The following is a 19,700-nucleotide window of genomic DNA, read 5'->3' as shown; positions in this document are numbered from 1 at the left end:
CTAAATTTTTTTCGAAATAAACCACGTTTTCACGATAAGCTTAGTAATAGCATTTCACTAAGCAACGTTAAGAACTTAGCCCTTTAAACTACAGATACAGCTTGAATAATGAATAACTCTAACGCAAGCTGCTTTTCAATTTTCCCTGTTTTGATTTTATAATCCGTTTCAGCTAATTCATCAATAAATTTTAATAATTGCTTTTCTGAAAACAATTTACCTTGTTGGTTAGCTAATTTTACTACATAAGGGTGTATCTTAAGTGTCCCAGCAATATTTTGTTGAGAGTACCCTCTTTTAGAAAGCTCTTTAACTTGATAAAGAATCCGAAATTGCCTTGCTAGTAAAGATAATATTTTTATTGGTTCTTCTTTTTGTTTTATTAATTCATAAAATACTTGCAGTGCTTCTTGCTTCCTACGGTGAACAACATGATCTACAAGAGAGAACACATCTTGTTCAACGGTTTTGGAAACCATTTGTTGTACGGTTGTTTCATCAATTGTTCCGCCCCTCCCTACGAATAGAGATAACTTTTCAATTTCCCCGGCAATCATAACTAAGCGGTTTCCTAATAATTGCGTTAATAGTTCTTTAGCAGATGCACTTATAGCTACTTCATATTTTTTCACTCTATTCTCCAACCATTTATCCATTTCTTGCTCATTAAATGGAAGGGCAGCAACTACCTCTGCTTCCTTTTTTAAAAGCTTAACAATTTTTTTTCGTTCATCTAATTTTTCATAAGGGGCTACTACCACAAAAATCGTTTCAGGAACAGGATTTAATATATAAGATTCAAAAGCTTTTAAATCATGCTCTACTTTAGTTTGATCTTTTCCCGTTAAAAATTGAGGATCTTTTACAATGACTACACGATAAGAACCCATAAATGGAATAGTTAATGCTTCTTCAATAGCTAATGAAATAGGCGTTTCCTTTAGTTCATATGTAGATAAATTAAAGTCATATTCATCCTCTGTTAACACTTTATTAATAATACTATGGATGATTTCTTCGATTAAAAATACTTCTGTTCCGTATAATAAATAAATAGGTGAAAAGTTTCCTGATTTAATTTTTTTTTGCACTTGTAAAAAACTCATTAATTTAATAACCTCTCTTTTTTTAAGTGACTATAGTTTTGTTTCCATTCCTACTAATCACTTTACGAAAACTTGTTCTTTTATGATTAATTTTAACAATAGAAATATTGTAAACACAAGTGAAAAAGAGAGATTATCCGAAATGGTAATCCCTCCATTTATGATAAACGCCAACTAGAGGAGCCTAGGATATCCTCTTATTGACAATAATCAATATTTTTTTAAGCTGTATATTAGTTATAATATCCTATGCATGTGTAGTATATTGGTGACAACTCTTTACAACAATGTCAGAAAAAATCTTTTGTGTTTTTAGTACTATTTGGTGACCTTTGTATCAAAGAAACCTTTCTCACCCTTGAAACGGTAACGGATTGCACCAAGTTGATCCGTTCTTAAAATCTTTACATTTCTCTCTTCTAAACGATTAATTACTTCCTGGTTCGGATGCCCGTACCGATTATTCTGCCCAACTGAAATAAGAGCGTATTTAGGATTAGTCACCTTTAATAACGCATCTGTTGTTGAGGTATTACTACCATGGTGTCCAACTTTCAATATATCTACATTTATGTCGGGGAAATCAGCTACCATTCTACTTTCACCCTCCGCTTCTAAATCCCCTGTGAACAACCAATTCTTTCCACCAATTCGTGTGAATAAAACAATTGATCTGTCGTTGATGTTTGTAGTTACACGATTAGCAGACAAGATAAAAAATTCATAAATCCCCCTTTTCCAATAATCACCTTTTTTTACAATCGTAATGTTTGTTCCAATTTCATCGAAACCTTGTAGTAAATTTTTTTCGAATTCAGTTTCTGGCGGAGCACTATACAGCAGATTTCGGACAGGTACTTCCCCCATTAAAGCTTCCGCTCCACCAATATGATCAAAATGTCCGTGAGACAATATTAATTTATCTATTTTTCTTACCCCTTTCGCTTTTAAAAACGGGACAAGTACATCTTGCCCAACATCAAATATTTTTTCACGTTGTTGCCATTCTGGTCTAAATCTGAGTTCAACATTCCCTCCAGTATCAATGATATAAACAGCCTTTCTTCTAGGAAGTTCAATGTAAATACTATCTCCTTGTCCAACGTCAATCATTGTTATTTCTCCTTCATTTGAAAGATAGGGTAGATGCCAATGAAAAAGCAAAATCATAATAAAAATACTACAACTTTTTATTAGATGATTAAGAGATTTCATTTTCTCAACAGTACACAAGTTAAACCCAATAGTCACGTAATAGAAAACAACTACATAAAGTGGAGGCTTGCCAAGTGTAATCGTAGAATAAGGAACATTCATCAAGTACATTAAGCCTTTGTGTGCATTTGTTACTAAATAATGATAAAACGCAATGATGAACTCACTAATAGGACCGAGCAATAGGTGAGAAAAAAAACTGATAAAAGAAAACGGTAATGCAAAAAAGGTAATGAAAGGAATATAAATAAGGTTTAAAGGGATACTCCAAAGTGATATTTCATAAAAATGATATACAATAATAGGGAATGAAATTAATTGAGCGATACTTGTTACAACTAAAAGTTGAATTATTCGATTAGAATACATTGGGAAAATAGTATTTGCAGAGATAATTAAAGAATATGAGGTAAGGAAAGAAAGTTGAAAACCAAGATGAAGAAGAAGATAAGGATTTATTATTAATAACCCTATACAAATAAAGCTTATTCCATCTAAAGGACATATTTTTATCTTTCCCTTAATGGAAAGTAGTACGATCATAGACATAGCAGTTGCCCTAATTACTGAAGGAGCAGCACCAGAAATAACCATATATATAGGCAATAGTATCATAAGCAAATCGATTGTTCGTTCCTTTGTAAAACCAACCCGAATCAAGAGAAAATAAAGACTCGCACTGATTAGCCCAACATGCAGACCTGAAACAGCTAACAGGTGAATAACTCCTAAAGATTGATAAGAACGTAAAAGTTCATGTTCTATTTCTCCCCTTTCACCAAAGATAAGGGCAACCATAAGTCCTTTACTCCCATCAGGAAAATGTTGCATTATATAATTTATTCCATTCTGGCGATATCTTTGAAGCAAACGATAAGGCGACTGACGACCTTCTACACAATTTACAGCAGAAAGTGAGAAAGGAGTGTATATGAAATGAATATTTTTTTGTTTTAAATATTCTTTATAATTAAAACTATAATAATTTCTAGCCTCTTGAGGTTGATAATATTCCCCTTCAAAGAAGCAAGTCATACCGACTAATAAATATTCTTCAAGCTCTCTTTTCTCTTTATTAGTTTTTGCGAAGTAGTTAATTTGAACTTTATGATTAGAAGCTGTAAATTCAAATGAGACTTTGTTACCATCGTACTTTGGTATAGAAGCAATACTACCATTTATAAAATTGGTAGTTGGGATTGAGGGGGACGGTTGAAAATAAAAGGGGTTTAAATAAAAAAATGTAAATACTAAAATACATATAAGTAAAAAACGATAGTTATCCCTGTTCTTATAAAGCAAATAAATGAGGGCTAACATAAAAAAAAGTGAAACACTATGAAAGCCCTGAATTCTAATAAGTATACTTAAAATAGCTGAGATAACTAATATATAAACCTTACCAAACAACAATACACCTCCTACTGAGAAATCGTTCTAGCTTCGCTAGAACATCGAAAAGCGCAAGCGCCTTGGTCACGAGCGATAGGCACTGGAAGGCCTTTGACAGAAGCCGCTCTTTGGCTTCCTACGTGCTTCTGCGTCTTCTAGCATAGCTTTGAAGTAGGCTTCCTCGAAGCAAAGCTGCATGAAGCTATTCAGAGACGTTATTCATGTAGTTATTGAAGTCAGTAGCTTGACTGAAGTGACCGAGCTCGTAGGCGCTAAAGCTAGACAGTTTCCAAGTTAGAAATTTATAAATTCTGATTATGGAACAAATCAGTTTGATTAATTTGTGGGTGTATAAAGATTATTTGCATCATCTTTTAATTTTTGGATTTCTTTTTGGCTCACACCAGCCTGTTCTAATTTAGCGAGCAACTGAGCAGTAAACGCAATTTTTTCAGAAGTTTTTGTATCTAAGATCATTTCTTCTAACTCAACATTTTCTACATGTACACCCGCGTTTTCAAATAATTCTATGGCATAAGGATGATTCTTATAATCTTTTGCGTAATATACTTTTTTTATCCCACTTTGAATAATTGCTTTTGTACAATTTAAACATGGAAAATGAGTAACATATATTTCTGCACCCGCTGTTGGAACACCAAATTTCGCACACTGTAATAACGCATTTATTTCTGCATGTATCGTTCGTATACAATGGTTATTCTCTACATAGCAACCATCATCAATACAATGTACGCCACCTGAAATAGATCCATTATAGCCACCTGCTATAATTCGCTTATCACGAACGATTGTAGCTCCTACCATTAAACGAGTACATGTACTTCTTAAAGCTAATAAATGACTCTGCGCCATAAAATATTGATCCCAAGATATACGTGACATAAACTGCCTCCCAATATGTTTTATACATTTCCCTTAAGTTTAGACAAATTATGACACTCACGTCAATGGTATTTCATTTAGAAAGAGGGAAGATTAAATATCTTCCCATTCATTCCTTATTTTTGACTAGCTTCTAGTGCTTGTTGAATATCGTTAATAATATCGTTAGCATTTTCAATACCAATTGATAAGCGAATGAGTTCAGGTGTCACTCCAGCAGAAATCTGCTCTTCTGCAGTTAATTGTTGGTGTGTTGTACTCGCAGGGTGAATAACAAGCGATTTTGCATCACCGACGTTAGCAACATGTGAAAATAGTTTTAAAGCATTAATAAATTTTTTACCTTCCTCAATTCCACCTTTGATACCAAAGGTTAAAATCGCTCCTGCACCATTAGGTAAGTAATCTTGCACCAACTTATAGCTTGGATGATTTTCGAGTCCAGGATAACTTACCCACTCTACTAATGAGTTTTCTTTCAAGTAGTTAGCAACTTTTAACGCGTTCTCACAATGTCGTTCCATACGTAAATGTAATGTTTCTAACCCTTGTAGTAACAAAAATGAATTTAAAGGTGCAATAGCAGGTCCAATGTCACGGAGCAACTGTACACGCGCTTTAATAATATAAGCTAAATTCCCAACAGCCTCAGTATATACAATTCCATGGTAGCTAGGATCCGGCTCCGAAAGTCCTGGAAACTTTCCGTTACCCCAGTCAAAATTGCCACCATCTACAATAATTCCACCAATTGACGTCCCATGCCCCCCAATGAACTTCGTGGCTGAATGAACAACGATATCTGCTCCGTGCTCAATAGGTCGACATAAAGCCGGTGTAGAAAACGTTGCATCTACCATTAGAGGAATGCCGTTCTCATGAGCAATAGATGATACTGATCTTAAATCTAATATATCCCCTTTAGGATTCCCAATAATTTCACCATATAGAAGTTTAGTTTTTTCATTAATTGCCGTTCGATAATTTTCCGGATTCGTACCATCTACAAAATGGACTTTAATCCCCATTTTCCTTAAAGTATGGGCAAATAAATTATATGTACCTCCATATAATGAACTTGATGCGACAATTTCATCACCACTCTCGCAAATGTTTAATACTGCTAATGTAATGGCAGATTGTCCACTGGATGTAGCTAGAGCAGCAATCCCACCTTCAAGTTCAGCGACTCTTTTTTCAAATACATCTTGAGTAGGATTCATAATTCTTGTATAAATATTGCCTGGTTCAGATAAGGAGAAAAGGTTTGCAGCGTGGTCAGTATCTCTAAATACATAAGATGTTGTTTGATAAATAGGTACTGCTCTTGACATCGTATTACTATCTGGTTCTTGTCCACCATGAACAGCTATTGTCTCTAGACTCCAATTTCTCTCACTCATTTTTTATTTCCTCCTAAAAATTTAATAAACTTCGTCTCTATGTTTTATGTTGTACAAATTTTTACCAACAAAACATTTAAGTGATTATACTGTTATCAATAAACAACTGTCAATAAAATTCAGATTAATTTAACAATTCCAAAAAAATATATCGTTTGAGTTTATTAAACGGTAGCAACTCTCCATAAAGTACGCATTATATTTATATGTCAAATCATGTACTTATTTCACCTCAATAAAATCGATCATTTTCTCCAACGACTTTTGACCAATACCTGAAACATTTATTAACTCATCAACAGTATTAAACTTACCAAATTCTTCTCGATAAGAAATAATTGCTGACGCTTTAGAAGGGCCAATACCAGGAATAGCTTGGAGTTCTTCACTCGTTGCGTAATTAAGATTTATCTTTCCATTCGTACTATTAGTAGTATCCAATGTTGAAACCAAACTCAATTCTCCTTGTTCACCAATAAACGGAACATAAATGACCATTTCATCTACTAATAGTTGTGCAAGGTTTATCAAATTCACATTCGCTTCGCTATGGAAGCCTTCTGCTTTTTCAATAGCATTAATAACCCTGTCACCTGGATACATCTCATAGACATTCGGTTGATTAACCGCTCCTTTGACATCCACTATAATTGTTCTGATCTCTTCTTCTTGTTTTTCAACCTCCATTTCAAACCCCTGATACTCAATAAAATTCTCAAAACTACCCTCACTAACTCTACTGTTGTCAAAATTTCTAATAAAGCTTACACTAAAAAACAAGGCTAAAGAAAAAACTATTAGCAGAAATGCACTATTACGCCTTAATTTAATCATTAATAAATAACCCCCTAAGACTATTTTTTAAAGGAGAGAAAGACATGAGTGTACACCTTCAAATTAAAAAACAAATGAACAATTTTATTAATGCAGAAAAAAATTATCGGAAACTCGATCAGATACGCGAGGAAAAAATTGAAGAAATAATCAAAATAGCTAAGAATAAAAAAGATTTTTCTTTAGTAGAAGTAAATAAGGTTACAGAGGAGATAAATAAATTATGTAAATCACATGGATATCCATTAAGAAAACTTGTAACAAAAGAAATGGTAGAAGAGTTTATCTCAAGAAAAGTCTAGCTTCGCTAGAACATCGGAAATTCAGATGGAGTCTAAACTCCACCTGAATGGAAGTGCCCACCTACGCTACGCCTAGAGGTGGGACTATGATCCTTAATTACAAATCAGTTTGATTATTTAAATCTTTCAAATCACTTCCGTGTCATAAACCTCCCCCATCATTCATACACTTAAGGGTAAGAAGTTGGAAGGAGGGGAGGAACATATGAAAATCGGTATTATTGGAACGGGAAGTATGGGAAGCATCTTAATTGAAGCGTTTATTGAAGCAAATGCCGTTACTCCATCTCAGCTTATCATAACGAATCGAACACCTAAGAAAGCTTTATTTTTCAAAGAAAACTTTCCTGAAATAAAAGTGGTCGAAACCGCTTATGAAGTGGCTGCTAAAGCTAATTTAATCTTTCTATGTGTAAAACCTTTGCAATTTCATCCCCTGTTAAAGGATTTACGTTCAATATTAACAGATGATAAAATTGTCATATCAATTACTAGTCCGATTTCTATAGAGCAATTACAATCCATTGTTCCTTGTAAAGTGGCTCGTGTTATTCCCAGTATAACTAATCGAGCTCTAACAGGGACTTCACTCGTAAGTTACGGAACTACTTGTACAACTATCGATAAAGAAAAGATAAATAATTTAATGAAACATATCTCTACACCAGTAACCATTGATGAAAATATTACTCGTGTTGCTTCAGATATAGCTAGTTGTGGACCCGCTTTTTTTAGTTTCTTAGTCCAATCCTTTATTGATGCTGCTGTGAGACAAACCGAGATTACTGAAGATGAAGCTACACAGTTGGCCAGTGAGATGGTAATTGGATTGGGGAAGCTTCTAGAAAAGAGGATTTTTACATTACCGACTTTACAAGAGCGCGTATCTGTACCGGGTGGGGTTACGGGAGAAGGAATAAAAGTTCTAAGAGAAGAAGTTGGAGATATGTTTGATCTGTTATTTCAGCAAACACATGCAAAATATTTTGAGGATTTAGAGAAAGTTAAAAACGATTTTGAATAATTCCCATTTCTAATAAAATATACGTTTCCATAGTATTATAAAAAAAATACCTACATTTGAAAAGAGGCTACCTCCAAAAACATTTAGGAGAAGCCTCTTTTCAATATAGGTGTCGTTTTGTTCTCATAGAATCTTTATACTTAGTTGGCTTTATTTCGACTACTTTTTAGCAACAAAAAACCAACGATGATCATTATCATTTAAAGTTTCGAAAGAAAAATCACCGGATATCATCATAACCTTAAATCCTATTTTTTCAAGCGCCTCTTGGTAAAATGAAACTGGATAAGTCCGTTGTTTATGTATTTCATCGAAACGTTCATATAACCCTTGTTTATTTTCTACAAAGAAAGATAAATCGTGTTCAATACTATAACTTTCTTCACTTTCAAAACATTCCCATATGTAAGAAATTTGCTCCCCATTATACGCGAAAGTATTACCTTTAAAAATAGATTCTATTTTATAAATCGAATGAACGTCAAATATGAAAATTCCTTGATCATTAAGATGATTATAAACACCTTCGAAAGTTTTCTCTACTTCTTTCTCATTATTTAAATAATTAATTGAGTCACACAATGAAATAATTGTATCAAAGGAACCTAATCCTTCTAATTCCCTCATATCTTGTTGAAAAAACTTTATACTAGTATTAGCCATTTCACTCTTTTCTTTTGCAACTATAAGCATCTCTTCTGAAAGGTCAACGGCTGTTATCTCATAACCTTTTTGACTTAATGGAATTGATATATTACCGGTTCCACAACCAACATCCAAAATCTTTCCTTGTTTCACATTACACTCTTCCATAACTTTCATAACGAAAGACACCCACTTATCGTAAGGGGCATCAGACATTAATTCATCGTATAAATAAGCAAACTTTTCATAGCTCATCAATTTTACTCCTTTTTATACGTCCAACCATCTTCTTGATATATTTTTCCTTCCTTAAGGAGTTTTCCAAGAGCCCTTTTAAATGAACCTTTACTCATATCAAATTTTTGTTTAATTATAAGGGGATCAGACTTATCTGTATATGGCATACCGCCATCACGTTTTTGGAGAATTTCGTATATTTTATCTGCATCATCATACCTTCGCTCGTGGGCTTTAGGCTGCATTGATATATTGATTTTCCCATCATCTCTAACAAAAGTTACACGTCCTGAAATAATTTTTCCAAGATGAAGCTCTTCTTCAGTTTCATTAAAATGAAGAAAGGCTATAAACCCTTCCTCAGTCATCACAAAAACACCTTTTTCAGCAAAATAATAAATCGTTCCTGTAACCTCTCCATTCAAGATCGATTTTGGTGCAGGGGCAGCAGTTTCTTCTACTGGTTTTCCTCTTAGCAATCTCCCCATTAAACGACCCTTTTTATCATATGTTAAAGAAACGGGGAGTTTATCGCCAACTTTTGGCCATAAGGATCGATCGCTCCCAAGGTCATCCATTGATAAAAACAAATCACGATCTATGCCATTATAAAGAAATACGCCATCTCTTTCCTTCACAGAAACAACTTCAAGCCAATCAAATTTCCCTAGGGATATGATCGGTTTTTCCATAGTTGCCGATAGACGCCCTTGGTGATCATGAAATAAAAAAACTTCTATCATATCTCCCACTTCTATAGCATCTGTAACTTGTCTATTGTGTAGCAATATATCTTCCATATTTTCTTGATCATTTGTTAAAAAATAACCAAAATCAGCTTTCCGTGCTACTTTTAATTTAACAACAATCCCAGGCTTTAGTTCCATTATTTTAGAACCCCTTCTAAGTCGATTGTTGGTGCATCTCCCCATAGTTTTTCTAAGTTATAATAAACTCTCTCTTCTTTATGGAAAACGTGAACAACAACGTCATCAAGGTCAATTAATACCCAACGTGCCTGATCATAACCTTCCAACCTCTTTAGTTCAATGTCATTCTCTTGCGCAGACTTTTTAATTTCTGTAGCTATTGCTTGAACTTGTTTTTCTGAGTTCCCGTGACAAATTAAAAAGTAATCCGAAATTAAAGATATTCCCTTCATATTAAGTATAACGATATTTTCGGCTTTTTTATCATCAGCAGCTTTAACTGCTAATTCCAATATTTTATTTTCTATCATACTAAATTATTCCTCCTTTAATATCAAATAGTTATAAGCAGCCAAAGTAGCTGGAAATACAGGTTGCTTTTTTTTCATTAAAAAATTTACCGTATTTGAAATAGACGTAATAAGTGCATCGTCTATATCTTGCTTTGCTAATTCTCGTACTTCTTCTACTCCTTTAAAACATCGATTAGGTTCGATATAATCAGCAATATAGATGACTTTTTCAAGTAATGTCATATTTGGCCGACCAGTCGTATGATATCGGATGGCATCTAAAACACCCTCATCATTAATCCCAATTTCCTGTTTAACTAAATAAGCTCCTACTGGACCATGTAATAACTCATCACCATAGAGCAATAGCGCATCGTCCATATTTTCATTAACTACGATCTGTTTCATTTCATCAATCGGGCGAAATTTTGCATAATCATGAAAAACAGCTGCTAATTCAACCTTTTTTTGATCAACACCATATTTTTGTGCTAAATTAACCGCAGTTTCTAATACTCCTAATGTATGAACATAGCGTTTATTAGGAAGTTTTTCTTTAACAATACTTAATGCTTTATCCTTTTCCATATATCCCCTGCTCCTTAATATAACAAATCACCGAGTCTGGAAGCAGATAACGAACTGAACGGCCATTAAATAACCGCTCCCTTATTTCTGTTGAAGAGATTTCTAGCTGCGGCGCCTCTAAAAGGATAACATCGTTACTATATATTGACTTACAAGGATGACCAGGACGTTTTACCCCCACAAAAGTAACCATTAAAAGTAGCTCATCAATATCTTTCCACTTCGGTAAATATTCAATCATGTCTCCACCAATAATAAAATAAAAACTATGATCTTTATATCTGCTCCTTAGTTCCTTTATTGTATCAATCGTATATGAAGGTCCTTGTCGCTCAAATTCAACCAACATAAGTCGAAAGGAAGGGTTACTTTCTATTGCTCTTTCGACCATTTCTATTCGTTCTTCATCAGTACACAAATTACTACCTTGTTTATGTGGTGGGATTCTAGTAGGCATGAACCAAACCTCATCTAACTCACATTCTTCCAACGCTTGTTCAGCAATTAATAAATGACCAAAATGCGGAGGATCAAAAGTACCACCAATAATTCCTATCCTTTTCAAAGATCCTCCCCCCTTTATTAAGGTAGTTGTATCGACTTATTTTCTTTCGATTCTTTATAAAGTACAATTGTATTCCCAATAATCTGTACTAATTCAGCCTTTGCACCAGTAGAAATTTCCTTTGCTACTTCATCCTTATCCATCTCACAATTTTGTAAAACACTAACTTTTATTAATTCTCTTACTTCAAGTGCATCCTCTATTTGTTGTACCATATTTTCATTTACACATCCCTTTCCCACTTGGAAAATAGGATTTAAATGATGAGCTTGAGATCGTAAATATCGTTTTTGTTTCCCTGTTAACATGAAGATCCTCCTAATTGTTTCAGTACTATTTCTTTCATTTTTTTTGTATCTGGATTTAAACCTGTCCATTTTTGAAATGCGAGAGCTCCCTGCTCTACAAACATACCAACACCATTATGGATGATGGCACCTTTTTCTTCTCCTAACTGTAACCATCTTGTTTTCAATGGATTGTAAATCAAATCACTTAAGACTACATTCTGTTTAATCTTTTCAACAGACAAAGGAATATTCTCAATATTAGGGCTCATCCCAACGGATGTAGTGTTTATAAGAATATCGAACACCCCTATATTAGATTCTGCTTCTTCAAAAGAAATAACCTCTATATTCTTTTGTCCGTAATCATTCTTTATTTGAGTGGCTTTTTCATCCGTTCGATTTGCAATCATAAGTTGAGCTACACCATAATTCATCAATGCCGAAACAACTCCTCTAGCTGCTCCTCCAGCACCTATTACTAATACGGTACTTTCTTCTAAAGGCTTAACTATAACTTCTAAAAGCGATTTTAAATATCCCTTACCATCAGTATTATAACCAATGAGACGCCCATCAACATTAACAACCGTATTTACTGCCCCGATTTGTTTTGCTTCCACATCAACTTCATCTAAGTATTTCATTATACTGACTTTATGAGGGATTGTTACATTAAAACCAGAAACATTTAGTACACGAAAAGCCGCAATCGTTTCCTTTAATTGATCCTCTCGTACATTAAAAGCGTGATAATATCCGTTTAACCCAAGTTGTAAAAACGCATCATTATGCATAAGAGGTGACATTGAATGACCAATAGGATATCCAATAATACCATAAAGTTTATTCATACTATCACCCTTTCTTTAGTATTTTCAAAAAAATAAAACATTTCTTTAAGATGGATCTTGGATCTATACTATTTAAATTAGTCCTTTTCTTACTGAAACTGAAACTCCCCTTGGTGCGTAGGCAGCTACTCGTCCAGTATTTTCAACGGTTACCCAACCAAGACCCGAAAAAACAATATCACTTTTTTCTTCATTAATTTTAAATTCGTGTCTAACTAAAGGAGGGAAATTCTCAACTTCCTTACCTGGGGGCTGTAACATTTCACCTAGATGATTTTGATAGAGTTCATCAGCTTTTTCAAGCTTTGTTCGATGGATACTTATATCATTAGACACATAACAAATAAGTGAGTTTCTTCCACCAGATAGGTAATCAAGACGAGCCAAGCCACCGAAAAAAAGAGTTTGTTTTTCATTTAACTGAAACACCTTTGGCTTAATCTCTTTTTTAGGAGTAATTAATTTCAATTCACTTTTTGTAACAAAATGTGCCATTTGGTGATGATTAATAATCCCAGGGGTATCGTATAATGAACTTCCATCATCTAATGGTATATCAATCATATCTAGTGTCGTGCCTGGGAAATGGGAAGTTGTAATAAACTGTTCTTCATCGCCACCAAACTCTCTAATTAAGCTATTGATAAAGGTTGATTTACCAACATTTGTACACCCAACAACATAAACATCTTTTTTTTCTCTATAATGCTCAATGGCATCTGCAAGTTCCAAAATCCCTTGACGCTTATGTGCACTAATTAAAAATACATCCTCTGGCTTCAATCCTAACTGTTTTGATGAATATTTCATCCAATTAATTAATTTGTTATGGTTTAAACCTTTTGGTAATAAATCAACTTTGTTTCCGACTAAAAGTACTTTATTATTACCAACAAAGCGATGGAGACCTGGTAACCAACTACCATTGAAATCAAAGATATCAACAATTTTTACAATTAATGCATCACGTCTACCTAACTCATTTAAAATTTTTAAGAAATCATCATCCGTTAATGCAACATCTTGCACTTCATTATAGTGTTTTAATCGAAAGCATCTTTGACAAATAAGTACTTCTTTTTCTAATGCTGACTTTGGTGTATACCCTAACTCAACCTTGTTTTCTGTTTGAATCTTTACCCCACAGCCTGAACAAATTAATTCACGTTCAATCAACAGATTTTCCTCCTAATTTATGTATATCAATTATATTTTTTAGTATTTACAAGATAGAACCCATATATGAAAAAACAACAATTCTCCACTATAGTCATAGTAAATACCGTCTTAAACACAATTTTTATAAATATCTATTACAAAATATATATTATAATTCAAATCTAGTAGATGTTTCAATCTTTTTAATTTTATCACTTTAGTGAATTACGTATTTATTAATCAGAAAACGACAAACTATATAAAGTTAACAACTTACCAATTCAGAATTCTTAAGTTATAAAAAACGAATGCAAACCAAAAAAGTTTTCGACATTTTTTTCCAGTGACCTACAGTGTGGATAACTTTATGCACAAATTCACACGATACACACTAGGTTCAATCATAACTATAAACAGGTTACTAACATGTTATCCACCTGTTAATGTGGATATTTCGAACGGTTGTTCTATTTTATAGGACATGTTACTATTTAATTACTAAATATTAACTTATTACTATATGAAACGAAAACAATATATATGACAATGCGTAAATATTTATTTGGGAGGTGAAACTGCATTAGTGCAGTAATAAAATGAAAAGCCTATCTAACGAACTTCTAATTGAAACTTATTACAAAGCCATCGAATTGAAACTTAGCAATGATTTTATCATGTTAATAAAAGAAGAAATAGAAAGAAGATCTTTACTAGATCGCGTAAAGAAAACTTCATAATGTTGCTTAACTGAAATGAACGGACTCGTAAGCGCTAATGTTAATCAACTGTCAATAAAATAAGAAGGTGAGCCTTGGCTCACCTTCTTATTTTAATATATTCTCTTGGCTTAAATCGTTCAAATCTCTCTTCCTCATCAACCATTAGTAGTTGAATTTGTTCGTTTTGTTCATCTATATAATATCTTTTTTCATTTATCTCATTTACCCACCAAGCACTAATAAATAGTATAGTAAATATCCCTAGTGCAACTAATGCTTTTTTCAACATATTTTATTTCACCCTTTTACTTTCTAATTAATATAAGGATGATGTTTATAAGAGAATTTTATACATAAATAAAAAAGTTCAGAAAATTCCAGAAACATTTTTTTTATAATCAAAAAAAATTTTTTTTTTGAAATTTTCACCTTAGTTTCTTCTTATTTAATAACTTTTTTTAATAAGGGGTTATGCTAATAGGAAGGCAGATGCAAGAGAATAAATTTTGGTATATAATTTTATTGGTCTATGGGAATGTAAAACTTGATTATGATTAACTTTTAAGAATAGGGGGTATATAAATTGTCATTGTTACATCTCGTTGTATTAGCACCTTTTGTCTTGGCTATACTAGTTCCTTTTTTATTCAAGTATATTCGTCAAGTACATACTGGTTGGTTCGTCATGATCCTACCATTAACATTATTTATTTACTTCATTCAGTATCTACCAATTATTTCACGAGGTGATACAATACACGAACAACAACCTTGGGTACCGTCATTAGGAATGCACTTTGATATATATTTAGACGGTTTAAGTCTATTGTTCGCTTTATTAATCACAGGAATTGGAACACTTGTTGTATTGTATTCTATCTATTATTTATACAACAAGAAAAAAGAAGCTTTAGGTAACTTCTACGTATACTTACTCATGTTCATGGGGGCGATGCTAGGTGTCGTTTTATCCGACAACTTAATCGTTATTTATGTTTTCTGGGAACTTACGAGCTTAGCTTCTTCCTTATTAATTGCATATTGGTTCCACAAAGAACGCTCTCGTTATGGCGCTCAAAAATCAATGCTTATTACTGTTTCAGGCGGTTTTGCGATGTTAGCTGGTTTTTCATTACTTTATGTAATGACCAACACTTTTAGTATTCGTGAAATCATTTCTCAAGCAGACGTTATTATTACAAACCCATTATTTATTCCGGCTATGCTATGTGTGTTAGCGGGTGCTTTTACAAAGTCTGCTCAGTTTCCATTTCACATTTGGTTACCAGATGCAATGGAAGCGCCAACACCAGTTAGTGCATATTTACATTCTGCAACAATGGTTAAAGCTGGGATTTATTTAGTTGCTCGCCTAACTCCTGTTTTCGGAGCTGCACCACAATGGTTTTGGATTGTTTCAGGATTTGGTATCTTCACTTTGATATGGGGGTCTATATCCGCTATACGACAAAAAGATTTAAAAGCAATATTAGCCTTTGGAACAATTAGCCAATTAGGTCTAATTATGTCATTAATTGGACTCGGATCTGCTGCTTTCCATTACGATGTTGCTGTTGTAGGCACTTTATATTACACAGCCACTTTAGCAGCAGTATTTCACTTAATTAACCATGCAACGTTTAAAGGTAGTCTGTTTATGATCGTTGGAATTGTCGATCACGAAACAGGAACAAGAGATATCCGAAAACTTGGCGGACTAATGACTATCATGCCAATTACTTTTACAGTCGCTTTAATCGGTACTCTTTCAATGGCAGGAATTCCGCCTTTTAATGGGTTCTTAAGTAAGGAAATGTTTTTTACAGCTGCTATTAATGCAACAACTTTGGATATTTTTAACATGCAAACACTCGGAATACTTTTCCCAATCATCGCTTGGGTTGCTAGTATATTTACATTTGCCTATTGTATGCTCATGTTTGTACGTACATTCTTAGGTAAGTTTAAACCAGAAAAACTAGAAAAAGAAGTTCATGAAGCACCGATCGGTTTGTTAATACCACCAATTATTCTAGCTTCACTAGTAATTATTTTTGGATTATTTCCAAATCTCCTTGCCTATACAATTATCGAACCAACGATGGCTTCAATACTACCAAATGTCTTGGCAGAAGGAGAGCGCTTCTATGTAAATATTTATCATTGGCATGGATTTAATACTGAATTATTCATGACCATTGGTGTTGTGTTATTTGGAGCTCTTGTATTTTTAAACTTAAAAAAATGGTCAGAGACAACATTCTTCCTGAAGGAAAGAGACCCTTTGAATTGGGTGTATGATAACTCGCTTGTTTGGATTGTTTCTGGATCGACCAAAGTTACTAATATGCAAATGACTGGCTTACTTAGAGACTACTTTGTATTTATGGGCGTATTTATCGTTGGATTAATGGGCTATACGATGGTGAAATATAATATATTTGCAATTGACTTAGTCAATATTGCAGAAGTTTCACCTTATGTTTTCATTTTAGTAATTGTTCTACTTGCTACAACTGTACTCTTACCTTTTATTTCGCATAGAATTACAGCTATTATTGCGACTGGTGTTATTGGTTTTTTAGTTGCGTTATTATTTGTTGTATTCCGCGCACCAGACTTAGCATTAACACAGTTATTAGTAGAAACAGTAATGGTTGTATTATTCCTTTTAGCTTTTTATCATTTGCCTGAGCTTAGAAAGGAAAAGTTTACACCGCGATTTAAGTTGACTAACTTACTAGTATCAATAGGAGTTGGAGCAGTCGTAACACTTACCGCATTAAGTGCTCATGCGATGAGTTATGCAAATCCAATTCAATCAATATCAGAATATTTTATTGAAAATTCATATGAATTAGCTGCCGGGAAGAATATCGTTAACGTTATTTTAGTAGACTTCCGTGGTCTAGATACGATGTTAGAAATTCTTGTATTAGCTATTGCGGCATTAGGAATTGTCGTATTAGTTAAATTGCGAATGACTGGAGGGGAAGATGTATGAAAAAGAACTTACTAATGCTTCATACTATAACTAGAATTGTTGCTTTTATCATCCTTTCCTTCTCTGTGTTTTTATTTTTTGCTGGTCATAACAATCCAGGTGGGGGCTTTATAGGTGGCTTAATGACTGCAGCTGCGCTCCTACTTTTGTATGTTAGTTTTGATATAAAGTCGATTAAAAAAGTTATACCATTCAACTATACGACAATGATAGCGGTTGGGATGCTTTTTGCAATCGGCACTGGAGTAGCATCTATGTTACGTGGATTTCCTTTTTTAACACAATTTGATAAATATGTTACTTTTCCAATATTAGGAAAGGTGCATTTAACTACGGCTTTACCTTTTGATTTAGGAGTTTATCTAGTTGTAGTCGGTGTAACATTACTCTCTATCTTAACGATTGCGGAGGATGATGCCTAATGGAAATATTAATGATTTTTGTAATTGGGGTAATTTTTACTGTAAGTACGTATTTAATTTTATCAAAGAGCTTACTCCGTGTAGTAATTGGAGTTATTATGTTGGGGCACGGTGCCCATCTCTTGTTTTTAACTTTAGCAGGATTGAAAAAAGGAGCACCACCATTATTGGGAGAGGAAGCGGTTGCTTATGCGGATCCATTACCGCAAGCAGTAGTGTTAACCGCTATCGTTATTGGCTTTGGTGTGACGGCGTTTTTACTTGTTATTGCTTACCGCACATACAAAGTACACAAAACAGATGATTTAGATCAATTAAGGGGAAGTGCTGATGAATAACATAGTCTTTCTACCAATACTTTTACCGTTAATCGTAGGCGTAGTCTTACTATTTTTCGCTAATAATTTAAAGGTACAACGTGTAATTAGTGGAATAACTATGTTTACTCTATTAGGTTTATCGTTGTATTTAACTCATATTGTATATTATGGTGGTATCCATACTCTAGAATTAGGTAACTGGAGAGCACCTTTCGGCATTGTTTTAGTTGCCGATAACTTTGCTGCCTTGATGGTGCTTCTAACAAGTATCGTTGGGATTGTTTGTTTATTCTTTGGGTACCAAACATTAAGTGAACAAAGGCAAAAAGGATATTTCTTCCCGTTTTACTTTTTCTTAATAACAGGTGTAAACGGGGCATTTCTTACAGGGGATATTTTTAACTTATTCGTATTTTTTGAAGTTATGTTGATTTCATCTTATATTCTAATTGTTCATGGTGGAACAAAATACCAACTACGTGAATCAATTAAGTATGTCATTATTAATGTCTTTGCTTCTGGTCTGTTCATTGTAGCTATTGCTTATATTTATGCAGTTACAGGTACTTTAAATATGGCCGATATTTCTGTAAAGGTTGCAGAATTAGAGCAACAAGGTGTCCTAAATGTTATTGCGATTTTATTTTTACTCGTATTTGGAATGAAGGGAGCACTATTTCCACTTTATTTCTGGCTACCGAAATCTTATTACGGGCCACCTGCAGCTATTGCCGCTCTTTTCGGTGGTTTATTGACGAAGGTTGGAATTTACGCGATTATTCGTACATTTACGTTAATTTTTTATCATGAGTCTAGCTTTACACATACGATTATTATGGTTATAGCTGGTGCAACCATGTTCTTTGGTGTACTAGGAGCTGTATCACAATTTGACTTCAAACGAATTTTATCCTTCCACATTATTAGTCAGGTTGGTTATATGGTAATGGGGTTAGCAATCTTCACCCCACTAGCACTCGCTGGGGCAATCTATCATATCGCTCATAATATTTTTGTTAAGTCTGCGCTATTTTTATATGCTGGAGCAACACAAAAAGTAACAGGAACAACAGATTTAAAGAAAATGGGCGGACTATTAAAGACACATCCTTTTCTAGGCTGGACATTCTTTATTTCTGCTATGGCTATGGCTGGAATTCCACCACTAAGTGGATTTTTCAGTAAATTTGCTCTTGTATTATCGGGTATTCAGGAACAACAATACTATATCGTTTTTGTAGCTTTATTCGTAGGTATACTAACATTATTCTCTATGATGAAAATCTTTATTTACGCATTCTGGGGAGAACAAAAGCTTACTGACGAAGAAGCAAAAGAACGTAAAATTGGTAAGGAAGTAGTATCAATCCTTCCTCTTGTTGCACTAGCTATTATCATGGGGTTAGCTGCAGAACCTGTTTTCAGTTACTTGTTGCAAGTTGCAGAAGAAATACTAGAACCATCAATTTATATTAATTCTGTACTTAAGGAGTAGTT

General features: G+C 33.7%; 21 protein-coding genes. 7 read left to right on the top strand and 14 right to left on the bottom strand.

Annotated elements, in window-relative coordinates; all coding sequences use genetic code 11:
• Window positions 1–83 precede the first annotated feature (83 nt).
• From holA to BKP45_RS05365, 5 genes are all read right to left on the bottom strand, one after another.
• The gene (gene holA, locus BKP45_RS05385) at window positions 84–1,106 is read right to left on the bottom strand and encodes a DNA polymerase III subunit delta (protein ID WP_071388676.1); all 1,023 of its coding nucleotides are present in this window, start codon (window positions 1,104–1,106) and stop codon (window positions 84–86) included.
• 318 nt (window positions 1,107–1,424) lie between these two features.
• Complete coding sequence (locus BKP45_RS05380; protein WP_084787621.1) at window positions 1,425–3,731, bottom strand: DNA internalization-related competence protein ComEC/Rec2; 2,307 nt, start codon at window positions 3,729–3,731, stop codon at window positions 1,425–1,427.
• A 318-nt stretch (window positions 3,732–4,049) separates the two neighbouring features.
• On the bottom strand, window positions 4,050–4,619 hold the full coding sequence (locus tag BKP45_RS05375) for a ComE operon protein 2 (protein WP_071388675.1): 570 nt from the start codon (window positions 4,617–4,619) through the stop codon (window positions 4,050–4,052).
• A gap of 116 nt (window positions 4,620–4,735) precedes the next feature.
• Window positions 4,736–6,022 (bottom strand): homocysteine synthase, encoded by a 1,287-nt coding sequence (locus BKP45_RS05370; RefSeq protein ID WP_071388674.1) that lies wholly within the window; start codon window positions 6,020–6,022, stop codon window positions 4,736–4,738.
• Window positions 6,023–6,244: 222 nt separating this feature from the next.
• Entirely contained in the window at window positions 6,245–6,856 is a 612-nt protein-coding gene (locus BKP45_RS05365) for a helix-hairpin-helix domain-containing protein (RefSeq protein WP_071388673.1), read from the bottom strand.
• Window positions 6,857–6,900: 44 nt separating this feature from the next.
• Here BKP45_RS05365 and BKP45_RS05360 point away from each other — a divergent pair, with 44 nt between their 5' ends.
• Window positions 6,901–7,158, top strand: a complete 258-nt coding sequence (locus BKP45_RS05360; RefSeq protein WP_071388672.1) for a DUF2533 family protein — start codon at window positions 6,901–6,903, stop codon at window positions 7,156–7,158.
• A gap of 205 nt (window positions 7,159–7,363) precedes the next feature.
• Window positions 7,364–8,182 carry a late competence protein ComER gene (gene comER, locus BKP45_RS05355; RefSeq protein WP_071388671.1) on the top strand — a complete coding sequence of 273 codons (819 nt, stop codon included), beginning with the start codon at window positions 7,364–7,366 and terminating at the stop codon, window positions 8,180–8,182.
• A 159-nt stretch (window positions 8,183–8,341) separates the two neighbouring features.
• Here comER and BKP45_RS05350 read toward each other — a convergent pair whose 3' ends face one another.
• From BKP45_RS05350 to yqeH, 8 genes are all read right to left on the bottom strand, one after another.
• A complete protein-coding gene (locus BKP45_RS05350) occupies window positions 8,342–9,082 on the bottom strand; it encodes a class I SAM-dependent DNA methyltransferase (RefSeq protein ID WP_071388670.1) in 741 nt (246 codons plus the stop codon).
• A 5-nt stretch (window positions 9,083–9,087) separates the two neighbouring features.
• A complete protein-coding gene (locus tag BKP45_RS05345) occupies window positions 9,088–9,951 on the bottom strand; it encodes a CvfB family protein (RefSeq protein ID WP_071388669.1) in 864 nt (287 codons plus the stop codon).
• Window positions 9,951–10,304 carry a ribosome silencing factor gene (gene rsfS, locus BKP45_RS05340; protein ID WP_071308651.1) on the bottom strand — a complete coding sequence of 118 codons (354 nt, stop codon included), beginning with the start codon at window positions 10,302–10,304 and terminating at the stop codon, window positions 9,951–9,953. The genes BKP45_RS05345 and rsfS overlap by 1 nt, the downstream gene beginning before the upstream one ends.
• Window positions 10,305–10,310: 6 nt before the next feature.
• Window positions 10,311–10,874 carry a bis(5'-nucleosyl)-tetraphosphatase (symmetrical) YqeK gene (yqeK, locus tag BKP45_RS05335; protein WP_071388668.1) on the bottom strand — a complete coding sequence of 188 codons (564 nt, stop codon included), beginning with the start codon at window positions 10,872–10,874 and terminating at the stop codon, window positions 10,311–10,313.
• A complete protein-coding gene (locus BKP45_RS05330) occupies window positions 10,861–11,439 on the bottom strand; it encodes a nicotinate-nucleotide adenylyltransferase (RefSeq protein ID WP_071388667.1) in 579 nt (192 codons plus the stop codon). Before BKP45_RS05330 ends, yqeK begins: the two co-directional genes overlap by 14 nt.
• Before the next feature lie 17 nt (window positions 11,440–11,456).
• Window positions 11,457–11,747, bottom strand: coding sequence for a ribosome assembly RNA-binding protein YhbY (gene yhbY / locus BKP45_RS05325; RefSeq protein ID WP_071308648.1), 291 nt, complete (start codon window positions 11,745–11,747; stop codon window positions 11,457–11,459).
• The gene (gene aroE / locus BKP45_RS05320) at window positions 11,741–12,580 is read right to left on the bottom strand and encodes a shikimate dehydrogenase (RefSeq protein ID WP_071388666.1); all 840 of its coding nucleotides are present in this window, start codon (window positions 12,578–12,580) and stop codon (window positions 11,741–11,743) included. The genes yhbY and aroE overlap by 7 nt, the downstream gene beginning before the upstream one ends.
• Window positions 12,581–12,652: 72 nt before the next feature.
• On the bottom strand, window positions 12,653–13,753 hold the full coding sequence (gene yqeH, locus BKP45_RS05315) for a ribosome biogenesis GTPase YqeH (RefSeq protein ID WP_245747404.1): 1,101 nt from the start codon (window positions 13,751–13,753) through the stop codon (window positions 12,653–12,655).
• Window positions 13,754–14,334: 581 nt separating this feature from the next.
• On the opposite strand from yqeH, the gene sda reads away from it, so the two are divergent.
• On the top strand, window positions 14,335–14,475 hold the full coding sequence (gene sda / locus BKP45_RS05310; protein WP_071308645.1) for a sporulation histidine kinase inhibitor Sda: 141 nt from the start codon (window positions 14,335–14,337) through the stop codon (window positions 14,473–14,475).
• Between the two features lie 79 nt (window positions 14,476–14,554).
• Here the strand turns inward: sda and BKP45_RS05305 are convergent, their stop codons facing one another.
• Window positions 14,555–14,746 (bottom strand): hypothetical protein, encoded by a 192-nt coding sequence (locus BKP45_RS05305; protein ID WP_071308644.1) that lies wholly within the window; start codon window positions 14,744–14,746, stop codon window positions 14,555–14,557.
• A 294-nt stretch (window positions 14,747–15,040) separates the two neighbouring features.
• Here BKP45_RS05305 and BKP45_RS05300 point away from each other — a divergent pair, with 294 nt between their 5' ends.
• From BKP45_RS05300 to BKP45_RS05285, 4 genes are read left to right on the top strand one after another with little or no spacing between them, the layout of a single operon-like run.
• The gene (locus BKP45_RS05300; protein WP_071388664.1) at window positions 15,041–17,461 is read left to right on the top strand and encodes a Na+/H+ antiporter subunit A; all 2,421 of its coding nucleotides are present in this window, start codon (window positions 15,041–15,043) and stop codon (window positions 17,459–17,461) included.
• Complete coding sequence (locus BKP45_RS05295; protein ID WP_071388663.1) at window positions 17,458–17,883, top strand: Na(+)/H(+) antiporter subunit B; 426 nt, start codon at window positions 17,458–17,460, stop codon at window positions 17,881–17,883. The genes BKP45_RS05300 and BKP45_RS05295 overlap by 4 nt, the downstream gene beginning before the upstream one ends.
• Complete coding sequence (locus BKP45_RS05290) at window positions 17,883–18,221, top strand: Na(+)/H(+) antiporter subunit C (RefSeq protein WP_071388662.1); 339 nt, start codon at window positions 17,883–17,885, stop codon at window positions 18,219–18,221. The genes BKP45_RS05295 and BKP45_RS05290 overlap by 1 nt, the downstream gene beginning before the upstream one ends.
• The gene (locus BKP45_RS05285; RefSeq protein ID WP_071388661.1) at window positions 18,214–19,698 is read left to right on the top strand and encodes a Na+/H+ antiporter subunit D; all 1,485 of its coding nucleotides are present in this window, start codon (window positions 18,214–18,216) and stop codon (window positions 19,696–19,698) included. The genes BKP45_RS05290 and BKP45_RS05285 overlap by 8 nt, the downstream gene beginning before the upstream one ends.
• Window positions 19,699–19,700: the final 2 nt, after the last annotated feature.

This window comes from Anaerobacillus alkalidiazotrophicus, from assembly GCF_001866055.1.
Note: the sequence above shows the minus strand (reverse complement) of the source record. Positions and strands in the feature narration are given on the sequence as shown.

Excerpts from the sequence above, each read along its gene's own strand:
- holA (WP_071388676.1), bottom strand. The coding sequence starts at position 1,106 with ATGAGTTTTTTACAAGTGCAAAAAAAAATTAAATCAGGAAACTTTTCA.
- BKP45_RS05375 (WP_071388675.1), bottom strand. The coding sequence starts at position 4,619 with ATGTCACGTATATCTTGGGATCAATATTTTATGGCGCAGAGTCATTTA.
- BKP45_RS05370 (WP_071388674.1), bottom strand. The coding sequence starts at position 6,022 with ATGAGTGAGAGAAATTGGAGTCTAGAGACAATAGCTGTTCATGGTGGA.
- BKP45_RS05365 (WP_071388673.1), bottom strand. The coding sequence starts at position 6,856 with ATGATTAAATTAAGGCGTAATAGTGCATTTCTGCTAATAGTTTTTTCT.
- BKP45_RS05360 (WP_071388672.1), top strand. The coding sequence starts at position 6,901 with ATGAGTGTACACCTTCAAATTAAAAAACAAATGAACAATTTTATTAAT.
- comER (WP_071388671.1), top strand. The coding sequence starts at position 7,364 with ATGAAAATCGGTATTATTGGAACGGGAAGTATGGGAAGCATCTTAATT.
- BKP45_RS05350 (WP_071388670.1), bottom strand. The coding sequence starts at position 9,082 with ATGAGCTATGAAAAGTTTGCTTATTTATACGATGAATTAATGTCTGAT.
- BKP45_RS05345 (WP_071388669.1), bottom strand. The coding sequence starts at position 9,951 with ATGGAACTAAAGCCTGGGATTGTTGTTAAATTAAAAGTAGCACGGAAA.
- rsfS (WP_071308651.1), bottom strand. The coding sequence starts at position 10,304 with ATGATAGAAAATAAAATATTGGAATTAGCAGTTAAAGCTGCTGATGAT.
- yqeK (WP_071388668.1), bottom strand. The coding sequence starts at position 10,874 with ATGGAAAAGGATAAAGCATTAAGTATTGTTAAAGAAAAACTTCCTAAT.
- yhbY (WP_071308648.1), bottom strand. The coding sequence starts at position 11,747 with ATGTTAACAGGGAAACAAAAACGATATTTACGATCTCAAGCTCATCAT.
- aroE (WP_071388666.1), bottom strand. The coding sequence starts at position 12,580 with ATGAATAAACTTTATGGTATTATTGGATATCCTATTGGTCATTCAATG.
- sda (WP_071308645.1), top strand. The coding sequence starts at position 14,335 with ATGAAAAGCCTATCTAACGAACTTCTAATTGAAACTTATTACAAAGCC.
- BKP45_RS05305 (WP_071308644.1), bottom strand. The coding sequence starts at position 14,746 with ATGTTGAAAAAAGCATTAGTTGCACTAGGGATATTTACTATACTATTT.
- BKP45_RS05295 (WP_071388663.1), top strand. The coding sequence starts at position 17,458 with ATGAAAAAGAACTTACTAATGCTTCATACTATAACTAGAATTGTTGCT.
- BKP45_RS05290 (WP_071388662.1), top strand. The coding sequence starts at position 17,883 with ATGGAAATATTAATGATTTTTGTAATTGGGGTAATTTTTACTGTAAGT.
- BKP45_RS05285 (WP_071388661.1), top strand. The coding sequence starts at position 18,214 with ATGAATAACATAGTCTTTCTACCAATACTTTTACCGTTAATCGTAGGC.